The sequence below is a fragment of the Luteitalea sp. genome (assembly GCF_022842525.1).
In the GTDB taxonomy this organism is placed as follows: domain Bacteria; phylum Acidobacteriota; class Vicinamibacteria; order Vicinamibacterales; family Vicinamibacteraceae; genus Luteitalea.
This window is the reverse complement of record NZ_JALHPM010000216.1, coordinates 1-9,953: the sequence shown is the minus strand read 5'-3', so window position 1 is coordinate 9,953 and position 9,953 is coordinate 1. Positions and strand designations below refer to the sequence as shown.

Below are 9,953 nucleotides of genomic sequence, written 5' to 3'. Positions count from 1 at the left end.
CCGGCACGCGGCCCGGCCTCGGAGGCGTGGACCCGCGAGCGCCTGGCCCGGCGCGAGGCCGAACGCGCCCCGTGGGTCGACGCCGAGGCGATCGTCCGGCAGTTCAAGGGCGGCGACGGCATCACCCTCGATCTGCTGAACATGCTGGGTGACGTGGTCGTGGTCGGCGGCAAGGGACGCGAGGGTCGCCTGTCGATCGTCCGGCGAGTGCAGGCGCGTGGTGCCGACGCCGAGGCGCTGCTGAAGGCGCTCGAGATCGACGTCTCCGAGCACGGCAACCGGGTGGCGGTGCGATCCACGCTGCCGGTGGCACCGCGGCAGGCCCCGGCGCGTGGCCTGCGGGCACGCGTGCGGACCGACTACGAGATTGCCCTGCCGGCAGGCACGGCGCTCGAACTGAAGAACATGCAGGGCAACGTGCGGGTGAGCAACGTGGCCGGGGACGTGCGGGTGGAGGCGATGGCCGGCGACGTGGTGGCCGAGGCACTCTCGCGCGTCCGCATGTTGCGCAGCATGTCCGGCGACGTGATGCTGTCGCGCAGCGTGGTGAGTGGAGACGCCAACCTGCAGTCGGTGAGCGGCAACGTCATCGCGTCGGGGGTGAAGGCCACCTCGCTGACGATGGGGACGGTGAGCGGCAACGTCCAGGTGCGCGAGTCCTCGTCGGACCGGGCGCTGGTGCGAACCGTGAGCGGCGACATCGAGTTCGCCTCCGCCCCCCGCCGGGCAGGTCGCTACGAGCTGAAGACCCATGCCGGCGACATCTTCGTCTTCACGCCGGGGGGCGGCGGCTTCGAATTCGAGGCCAACACCTTCAAGGGGGACGTGACGAGCGACGTCCCGACCCAGCCCGGCCCGGCAGGGTCGCGGCAGGTGCGCGGCAGCAGCGGCGACGGGTCGGCGTTCTACGACCTGACGACCTTCACGGGCGACATCCGGGTGGCGAGCACGCGCCCGCCGCAGCGCTAGGTCGTCCGTGCGCGACGCCCAGACGAAGGTCCAGCTTCCGCATTCGCCCCACGCTGGGCGTATAATCGCGGGTGGATATCAGGAGGCAACGGATGACGCGTAAGAATCTGGCTGGACTGACGGGCGTGCTTGCGGCAGGCGCGTTCGCGCTGATGACGACCACGGCACCGGTTTCGGCCCAGCACAAGGCGCCGAACACGCAGCCTGCGACGGCCGCGGCAGACACCGCGGCGCTGCCCGCAGGCACGACGTCGCTCGGCACCGTGCGCATCAGCCGCGCGGTCAAGGCCAATGGTGAGGCCCTGCCAGCAGGCAGCTATCAGCTGCGCCTGACGGGCGAGGAGCCGCCGGCACCGACCGGCGCCACCAAGCCGTACGAGCGCTGGGTCGAGTTCGTGAAGGGTGGCAAGGTCGTCGGCCGTGAGGTCGTCAGCGTGGTGCCCAAGAGCGAAATCAAGAACGTCGCCAAGGGCTCCGGGCCCGCGGCAGGCAGCTCGAAGGTCGAACTGCTCAACGGCAACGATTACCTGCGTGTGTGGGTGAACCGGGGCGGGACGCACTACCTGGTGCATCTGGTCGCCGCGTAGGCAGGTTCGGCACGGTGTCCGGCCGGCTCGCAGAGCCGGCCCTCCCACCAAGGCACAGGCAAAAGGCCGTCCCCTCACAGGGACGGCCTTTTTGTCGTTCACGAGAGACACCCGCCGAGGCGCCCGTCAGAGACTCATCACGTCGAACTGCTCGTGGTGCAGATAGGCGTCCGGCCGCACCGTCACCTTCCGCCCGACCACCTGCTCCACCTCGCGGAGCACGCCACGCTCGTCGCCCTGCAGCGCTTCGGCAATCTCGGGGTTCACGCGCAGCAGCACGCCGTGGCCATCGAGGTCGTTGCCGACCTTGCGGAACTCGTTGAGGATCTCCTGGCAGACCGTGGCACTCGACTTGATCGTGCCCGTGCCCGAGCAATACGGGCACTGGTCGGTCATCAGGCGCTCGAGGCTCTGCTTGACGCGCTTGCGCGTGATGATGATGAGCCCGAAGTCCGACACCTGGATGGCCTTGCTCGGGGCGCGGTCGCGCCGCAGCTCCCCTTCCAGCGTCTGGAAGACCTTCTGCCGGTTCTTCTTGTCCTCCATGTCGATGAAGTCGAGGACGACGATGCCGCCCATGTCGCGCAGGCGGAGCTGCCGCACGATCTCCTTCACCGCCTCGAGGTTGGTCTTGAGGATGGTGTCCTCGAGGCGCCCGGTGGTCTTCTTGCCGACGTACCGCCCGGTGTTGACGTCGATCGCCACCAGCGCTTCGGTCTGGTTGATGACGATGTAGCCGCCCGACTTCAGCCAGACCTTGCTGCGGAGGGCCTTGTCGATCTCGGTGCGGACGCCGTACTCCTCGAAGATCGGGAAGTCGCGCGTGTAGAGCTTCACGCGCGGCAGCATCGCCGGCATGATGCGCTCGACGAGCGAGGTCACCCGACGGAACTCCTCCGGCGAGTCGATGCGGATGACGCTGAACTCGTCGGTCAGCAGGTCACGCAGCAGCTTCGCGACCAGGCTCTGCTCGCGGTAGATGACCGCGGGCGATCGCTGGGTCTCGGACTTGTGCTTGATCTCCTTCCACACCTGGAGGAAGTAGTCGAGGTCGCCGAGGATGTCCGCGTCGGGGCGGTTGGCGGCCGCGGTGCGGATGATGACGCCACCGTTGAAGGCGTGCAGTTCGCGGAACTGACGGACGATGCCGCGCAGGCGCGCGCGCTCTTCGCGCGACTCGATCTTCCGCGACACGCCGATGTGGTCGACGGTCGGCATGAAGACCAGGAACCGTCCCGGAATCGTCACGTGCGAGGTGATCCGGGCGCCCTTGGTGCCGATGGGCTCCTTGACGACCTGCACGAGGACGTCCTGCCCTTCCTTGAGCAGGTCCTCGATGTTGGGCTGTGCCGCGCGCTCCTGCCGCTGGCGCCGGTCGCCGTTGCGCCCGGCCGCCTGCGCCGGCGGCGTGTGGCCGTTGGCGCCCTGCGAGGCCTCGTCGTCGCCGGCGCCGTCGTCGGGAGCGTCGGACTGGCGGGCGCGTCCGTCAGCGACATCCAGCCCGCCACCATCGACGTCGCTGGCCAGCCCGGCCGCTACGTCGTCGGCGGGAGTGGACGGCTCGTCGGGGTCGTCCTCGAGTGCCTCGGCGGGCGTGATGACGTCCGAGACGTAGAGGAACCCGTCACGCTCGAGCCCGAGGTCGATGAAGGAGGACTGCATGCCAGGCAGGACCTTCGAGACACGTCCCTTGTAGACGTTCCCGACCACGCCCTGCTGGCGCTCCCGTTCCATGAAGAACTCGACGACCTGGTCGTCCTCGAGGATCGCGACCGCGGTTTCGCGGTCGGTCGCGGAGACAATCATCTCCTTGGTCATGCAGTACGCTCCCGGCGCCCGCACCGCCTGATCCGTGTGCTGGCACGCGCAGGGCGCGCGCCGACACGTGGAGCGCCGGCGACCCGGAGAGCACTCCGAGCACCCGCAGCACCATGTGCCACACGATCAGGCAGGACGTGGTCACCATCAATTCGCGAAGCGCCGCATCCTCACGTTGAGGATGAGGCCGAAACTCATGAGTGTGGCGATCATCGACGAGCCGCCATAGCTCATCAGGGGCAAGGTGAGCCCCTTGACCGGCGCCAGGCCGGCCGACATCGCGATGTTGTAAATCACCTGAAAGGCGAAACACGAGATCAGGCCTGCCACGAGGTAGGCCCCGACGCGATCCCGGGCGAGTCGTGCCGCCTCGAGCGAGCGCAGCAGCACGAACAGGTAGAGCCCCAGCGTGGCGAGCACGCCGAGGAACCCGTGCTCCTCGGCGAGCACGGAATAGACGAAGTCGTTGTGGGCGACGGGCAGGAACTTGTACTGCCCCTGCGTGCCGTTGAGGAACCCCTTGCCCGTGAGGCCGCCCGACCCCACGGTGATGCGGGCCTGGATCTGCTGGTAGCCCGCGCCGCGGGCGTCCTGCGCCGGATCCAGGAAGGTGACCACGCGCGACCGCTGGTAGTCCTGCAGCCCGTAGACCCAGGCCACCGGGGCGAGCAGCAGACACACGAGGACGGCGTAGCCGATGAGGCGCGTGCGCAAGCCGGCCGCGTACGCGATGCCGCCGAGCACCGGCAGCAGCGTGACCGCGGACCCGAGGTCCGGCTGGCGAGCGATGAGGAGGAAGGGAAGGAGGAGCACGCCCCCGGCGACGACGAGATCGCCGGTGCGCAGGGCCGAGAGCTTCTCCTGGCCGAACCAGGTGGCCAGCAGGAGCGCCAGCGCCGCCTTGGCGAACTCCGACGGCTGGAGGTTGAAGACGACGAGAGAGATCCAGCGGCGGGAGCCGCCGGCCACGACGCCGAAGAACAGGACGTAGATCAGGAGGACGGCGATGGCCCCGTAGAAGACCGGGGCGTAGCCGGAGAGGGTGCGGTAGTCGATCAGGAGGACCACGGTCATGGCCACGAGGCCGATGCCGACGGCGGACAGCTGGGTGTAGAACTCGCGGCCCACGCGGGCGCGGAGGGGGTCGAAGGTGGTGCTGTAGATCATCAGCAACCCGACGAGACACAGCAGCAGCACGGCCGCCAGCAGGCTCCAGTCGAGGTGCTTGTAGAGTCGCTGTTCGAACATCAGCCGGCCTCCGCGAATCGGGGCGTCATCGGTCGCCTCCCGTGCGGCTGGTCGGCGCGGTCGCGGTGACCGGCGTCGCCGCGCGCGACGGCGCGGCTGGGCGCGGCCCGGCGGCGACGACCGTCGGCATGGGCGCCCTCGGTGCCACCGGTGTGCCCGGGAGGGGCGCCAGCGTCGGCAGCGGGCGTCCCTCCTCCTTGGCGAACCACGTCTCCATCATGAACTTGGCAATCGGCGCGGCCGAGTAGCCGTGTTCGGCATGCTCGGCGAACACGACCCCGGCAATCGTCGGGTTCTTGGCCGGCGCGAAGAAGACGAACCAGCCGTGGTCGCGGAGATCACGCCCGCCCTTGCCAGCCCTGGCCTTGCCCTGGTTGGAGATGACCTGCGCCGTGCCGGTCTTGCCGCCGACGTCGTAGCCGACGATGCGCCCGCGACCGCCGGTGCCCGCCCCGTTGACGACCATCCAGAGCCCCTCGCGGACGACCTCGACGTTCTCGTGCGCCATGCCGAGGTCGCGCTGCCCCGCGGGGGCCGGCAGCTGCTCCCAGCCCTTGCCGTTGTCGACGGCACGCACCAGGTGCGGCACGATGCGGGTGCCGCCGTTGGCCACCGACGCCATCATCACGGCCAGCGACACCGGCGTCACCGAGACCTGGCCCTGGCCGATGGCTACGGAGATGGTCTCGCCGGCGTACCACTTCTCGCCCGTCCGCTGCTTCTTCCAGGCCGTGGACGGCATGATGCCCTGCGTCTCGTGCGGCAGGTCGATGCCGCTCATCTCGCCGAGCCCGAGTGCCGTCGCCCACTTGTGCATGCGGTCGACGCCGAGCAGGTTGCCGAGCGTGTAGAAGTACACGTTGCACGACTTCTCGAGCGCCTCGCGCATCGAGACCGAGCCGTGTCCGCCCGCCTTGTGGCACTTGAAGAAGCGCCCGTAGAACGACGCGCCGCCCCCGCAGAAGATGCGGGTGTCCGGCGTGATGACGCCTTCTTCGAGGCCGGCGACGGCCACCGCAATCTTGAACAGCGAGCCCGGCGAGTACCGGCCCTGCACGGCCCGGTTGTTGAGCGGCCGCAGGGGGTCGGTGAGCAGGCCGTTCCACTCGGCGCGGCCGATGCCTGCGGCGAACGAATTGGGATCGTAGGCCGGCAGCGACGACAGTGCCAGGACCTCGCCCGTCGACGGCGCCAGCGCGATGGCGGCCCCACGGAATCCGTAGTGCCGGAACGCCTCCTCGGCGGCGCGCTGGACGTCGGCATCGATGGTCAGCTGCAGGCGACGCCCCTCGGCGGGCTCTTCCTCGCCCAGCACGTCGATCTCTCGCCCGCGGCTGTTGACGATGACATGGCGGGCACCATCGGCGCCCATCAGGAGGGGGTTGTACGTCTGCTCGACGCCGGACTGGCCGACGACGGCGCCGCCCTGCACGTCCTTGTATTCCGGCCGCGCCAGCTGCGCGTCGGTGACTTCGCCGACATAGCCGATCAGATGTGCCGCCATCGAGGCGGGTGGATAGCGGCGCGTCGGCACCTTCTCGACGATCACGCCCGGCAGTTCGAGCCGATGGGCCGCCACGGCCGCCATCTGCGACTCGGTGACGTCGCGCAGGACGACGGTGGGACGGTACGACGGCAGGCGCTTGCTGCGCTCGAGGGCGTCGGTGATGGTCTCGACGGGCACGCCGGTCAACTGGGCGACGTCGAGCGCCGTCCGCGCCAGGTCAGCGGTCTGCTCCCGGACGATGGAGATGTTGAAGGCGAAGCGATTCTCGACGAGCACGGAGCCGCGGCGATCGAAGAGCACGCCGCGCGGCGCCGCCAGGGGCAGCGCCCGCTGGTGGTTGTTCTCCGCCATCTCGAGAAACTGCTGATGGCGGGCCACCTGGAAGTACCAGAACGCGATCGCCAGCGCGAGGAACACCGCCGCGAGGCTCCACTGGAGCACGCGCAGGCGCAGCGGCAGGTTCAGGCGATCCTCGGTGAACGGCATCGATGTGTCTGGCCGCGCGCGCTCAGCGCGCCAGCCGTCGTCCTTCCGCGCGGCGGGTGTACTGGCGTCGCCGCCACCACTCCGGCCCACGCTCGATCATGCGGGTGGCCACCACGCCCACGAAGGCGTTCAACAGGCTCTGAATCAGCAAGTGGCGCCAGGGCCGGCCCATCCCGTGTCTCTCTATCATGGCGTACAGTCCGAGGAAACACACGCCGTGCAGCCAGGTCATGGCCACGAAGACCACCGCCCGGGGGATCACGCTGCTCACGATGAACTGCGTGGCGACCACGCCAGCGACGAATCCGGCCAGGGTCTTGGCCAGCCCGGCGACGCCCAGCACGCCGCCCGACAGCGCGTCCTGGCACAGGCCCGCGACCGTGCCGCTCACCAACCCCGCCGTCGGCCCGAAGAAGATCGCGGTGCCGACCACCACCACCAGCACCAGGTCCATCGCGATGACCCGGCCGAAGAGCTGATAGCCGACCACCGTCTGCAGCATCAGGGCCCCGACGATGGCGAGCGCGGCGAAGACGAGACGCGTCATGGCACCGGGACCGCAGGCACTGGGACCGCTGGCACCGATTCGCCGCTGGCCGCCGGGGCCGGCTGGGCGCCGGTGACGAGCAGGACGGCATCGAGCGACGAGAAGTCCACGCGCGGGCGGATGGCGATCAGCCGGTACATGCCCGATCCCCGCTCCACCTTCTCCACACGGCCGATGACGTACCCGCGCGGGTAGATGCCATCGAGCCCGGAGGTCATCACGAGGTCACCGGGCGAGACGTCGGCCAGGTTGGACACGTACTCCATCCGCAGCGGCGCGTCGGCCTCGCTCCCCACGACCACCCCGCCGGCGCCATTGCGATCGACGACGGCCCCGACCCCGGCGTTGCGGTCGATGATGAGCTGCACCTTGGCCTGATGCGATGCCGGCTCGTCGATCACGCGACCGACGACCCCGAGCGGCGACAGCACGGCCATGTCGCGCCGCACGCCATCGGCCGCGCCCTTGTCGATGGTCACGGTGCGGAAGGCCGCCGCCGGATCGGCGGCGATGACGCGGGCCGCCATCGTGGCCGGCAGTTCGGTGCGCTGCAGCTGGAGCAGTTGTTCGAGCTGCTCGGCCCGACGGGCCTGCGCGTTGGCGTGCTGCAGCTCGACGCCGAGCCGGTCCAGTTGCAGCTGCAGCGCGTCGGCGCGGGCCCGGTGGCCACGCAGGGCGACGTAGTTGCTCCAGGCCCCGGTCACGCCCTGGGTGATGGACGCCGTCAGGGCCTGAACCCGCGACAGCGTGCCGAAGATCGTGGTCTCGAGCACGCTCGCGCCCTGCTGCGAGCTCACCTGCGCCGAAATCAGCAACAGGTGTCCGAGCAGCGCGGCGACCAGCAGGTAGCCGGTCCGCTTCTGGAACTCGAGGACGGGGCCGCGATCGTTGGTCAGCACAGGGTCAGCACGCAGTCGGCCTTCGGCATTCGGCCTTGGGCCTTCGGTGACGGGTCCGGCAGGTCACGAAGGGCTTTCGGTGTCTCGAAGGCCGACGGCCGACGGCCCAAGGCCGCTCAATCGATAGAGATCTTGCGGAGCAGGTTGAAGTCCGACAGCATGCGGCCGGCGCCGAGCACCACGGTGGACAGCGGGTCTTCCGCCATCGCCACCGGCAGGCCGGTCTCCTCGCGCAGCCGCTTGTCCAGGTTCTTGAGCAGCGACCCGCCGCCGGTCAGCACGATGCCGCGGTCGACGATGTCGGCCGACAGCTCCGGTGGCGTGCGCTCGAGCGCGATCCGCACGGCGTCGACGATGACGTTGACGGTCTCGGCCAGGGCGCTGCGAATCTCGCTGTCGCTGATGGTGATCGTCTTGGGCACGCCCTCGACGAGGTGGCGTCCCTTGATCTCCATCTCGCGCGGCTCCTCGAGCGGGAACGCCGAGCCGAGTTCCATCTTGATCTGCTCGGCGGTCCGCTCGCCGATCAGGAGGTTGTAGGTCTTCTTGATGTACTGGATGATCGCCTCGTCCATCTCGTTGCCGGCGACGCGCACCGCCTTGCTGTAGACGATGCCGGCCAGCGAGATGACGGCGATGTCGGTCGTGCCCCCGCCGATGTCCACGATCATGTTGCCCGACGGCTCGGTGATCGGCATCCCCGCGCCGATCGCCGCCGCCATCGCCTCCTCGACCAGGTGCACCTCGCTGGCCTTGGCTCGGTAGGCGCTGTCCTTCACCGCCCGCTTCTCCACCTGCGTGATCTCGCTCGGCACGCCGATGACGATGCGCGGGCGCACCCACACGTTGCGGTTGTGCGCCTTCTTGATGAAGTACGTGAGCATCTTCTCGGTGACCTCGAAGTCCGCGATCACCCCGTCCTTCATCGGCTTGATGGCCACGATGTTGCCGGGCGTGCGCCCGAGCATGTCCTTGGCCTCCTTGCCGACGGCCTCGATGCGGCCGTTGACCTTGTTGATGGCGACGATGGAGGGCTCGTTGACGACGATGCCCTTGCCCCGGGCGTACACGCACGTGTTGGCGGTCCCCAGGTCGATGGCGAGGTCACTCGAGAACAACGAGAACAGCGAACGCAGGCTCACTCGGTCGTACTCCCCTTCTGGGCGGCCCTGCCGAGCAGGACCGCTCTGATGCCGTTGCGGCCATGCCGCTTGACCCAGTACATCGCCTCGTCGGCGGTGCGGATCAAGTCGGCGGCCGCGTAAGTCGGACGGGTGACGGTGGCGACACCGACCGACACGGTCAGCCGCACCTGCACCCCTCGCCCCGAAAGAAACGTCTCGGCCGCGACCCGCTCCTGGATGCGGCGGGCCACACGGCTGGCATCCCGCCGGCTGGTGCCGGGCAGGACCACCACGAACTCGTCGCCGCCGTACCGCACCGGCGTATCGGTCAGCCGGACACAGGCCCGGAGCAGATGCCCCACTTCCACCAGCGTCAGGCTGCCCAGCAGGTGGCCGTGACGGTCGTTGACGCGCTTGAACGCGTCCAGATCGAGAAACACCAGGGACAGCGGGCGGCCGGTCCGCGCCAGGCGCGACAGCTCGCGTTCCACGGTGTGCTGCAGATGGCGCGCGTTGAACAACCCGGTCAGGTCGTCGATCGCCGCCAGCTGCCGGAGTCGGTCCAGGTGCTGCACCCGTTCGAGGGCCAGCCCGATGGGCTCCAGCACGTCGGGCCACAGGGCCTCCCCCGCGCCGGCCACATCCGGCGGACGCGGCGCCGGCGCCTCGTCGATGCCGACGAGCACGCCTGCCACGTCTTTTCGGCCGCGGAGCGGCCACGCGACAGCGGCGGCGTCCGGTCCGGCGCCGAGGACGGCCCGCATCGAC

Annotated in this window: 9 protein-coding genes; 2 read left to right on the top strand and 7 right to left on the bottom strand. The window is 69.5% G+C overall.

The window, feature by feature from the left end; translation table 11 throughout:
* Together Q0C41_RS26900 and Q0C41_RS26895 are read left to right on the top strand one after the other, a co-directional pair.
* The coding region (locus Q0C41_RS26900) for a DUF4097 family beta strand repeat-containing protein (RefSeq protein ID WP_291989311.1) at window positions 1-969 on the top strand (969 nt) is incomplete at its 5' end.
* A gap of 92 nt (window positions 970-1,061) precedes the next feature.
* A complete protein-coding gene (locus Q0C41_RS26895; protein WP_291989309.1) occupies window positions 1,062-1,556 on the top strand; it encodes a hypothetical protein in 495 nt (164 codons plus the stop codon).
* A 126-nt stretch (window positions 1,557-1,682) separates the two neighbouring features.
* Here Q0C41_RS26895 and Q0C41_RS26890 read toward each other — a convergent pair whose 3' ends face one another.
* The 7 genes from Q0C41_RS26890 to Q0C41_RS26860 all read right to left on the bottom strand — a co-directional run.
* Entirely contained in the window at window positions 1,683-3,374 is a 1,692-nt protein-coding gene (locus tag Q0C41_RS26890; RefSeq protein WP_291989307.1) for an Rne/Rng family ribonuclease, read from the bottom strand.
* A gap of 147 nt (window positions 3,375-3,521) precedes the next feature.
* Complete coding sequence (rodA, locus tag Q0C41_RS26885; RefSeq protein ID WP_291989305.1) at window positions 3,522-4,622, bottom strand: rod shape-determining protein RodA; 1,101 nt, start codon at window positions 4,620-4,622, stop codon at window positions 3,522-3,524.
* A gap of 25 nt (window positions 4,623-4,647) precedes the next feature.
* Window positions 4,648-6,615: a penicillin-binding protein 2 gene (mrdA, locus tag Q0C41_RS26880; RefSeq protein WP_291989303.1), complete on the bottom strand. Its 1,968-nt coding sequence runs from the start codon at window positions 6,613-6,615 to the stop codon at window positions 4,648-4,650.
* Window positions 6,616-6,637: 22 nt separating this feature from the next.
* Complete coding sequence (mreD, locus tag Q0C41_RS26875) at window positions 6,638-7,162, bottom strand: rod shape-determining protein MreD (RefSeq protein WP_291989301.1); 525 nt, start codon at window positions 7,160-7,162, stop codon at window positions 6,638-6,640.
* Window positions 7,159-8,061 carry a rod shape-determining protein MreC gene (mreC, locus tag Q0C41_RS26870; RefSeq protein WP_291989299.1) on the bottom strand — a complete coding sequence of 301 codons (903 nt, stop codon included), beginning with the start codon at window positions 8,059-8,061 and terminating at the stop codon, window positions 7,159-7,161. The genes mreD and mreC overlap by 4 nt, the downstream gene beginning before the upstream one ends.
* Window positions 8,062-8,177: 116 nt before the next feature.
* A complete protein-coding gene (locus Q0C41_RS26865; RefSeq protein WP_291989297.1) occupies window positions 8,178-9,203 on the bottom strand; it encodes a rod shape-determining protein in 1,026 nt (341 codons plus the stop codon).
* Window positions 9,200-9,953 (bottom strand): GGDEF domain-containing protein (locus Q0C41_RS26860; protein WP_291989295.1); only part of this gene is annotated, 754 nt, incomplete at its 5' end. The genes Q0C41_RS26865 and Q0C41_RS26860, both read right to left, overlap by 4 nt.

Coding starts and splice junctions, on each gene's coding strand:
- rodA (WP_291989305.1), bottom strand. CDS start 4,622: ATGTTCGAACAGCGACTCTACAAGCACCTCGACTGGAGCCTGCTGGCG.
- mrdA (WP_291989303.1), bottom strand. CDS start 6,615: ATGCCGTTCACCGAGGATCGCCTGAACCTGCCGCTGCGCCTGCGCGTG.
- Q0C41_RS26890 (WP_291989307.1), bottom strand. CDS start 3,374: ATGACCAAGGAGATGATTGTCTCCGCGACCGACCGCGAAACCGCGGTC.
- Q0C41_RS26895 (WP_291989309.1), top strand. CDS start 1,062: ATGACGCGTAAGAATCTGGCTGGACTGACGGGCGTGCTTGCGGCAGGC.
- mreD (WP_291989301.1), bottom strand. CDS start 7,162: ATGACGCGTCTCGTCTTCGCCGCGCTCGCCATCGTCGGGGCCCTGATG.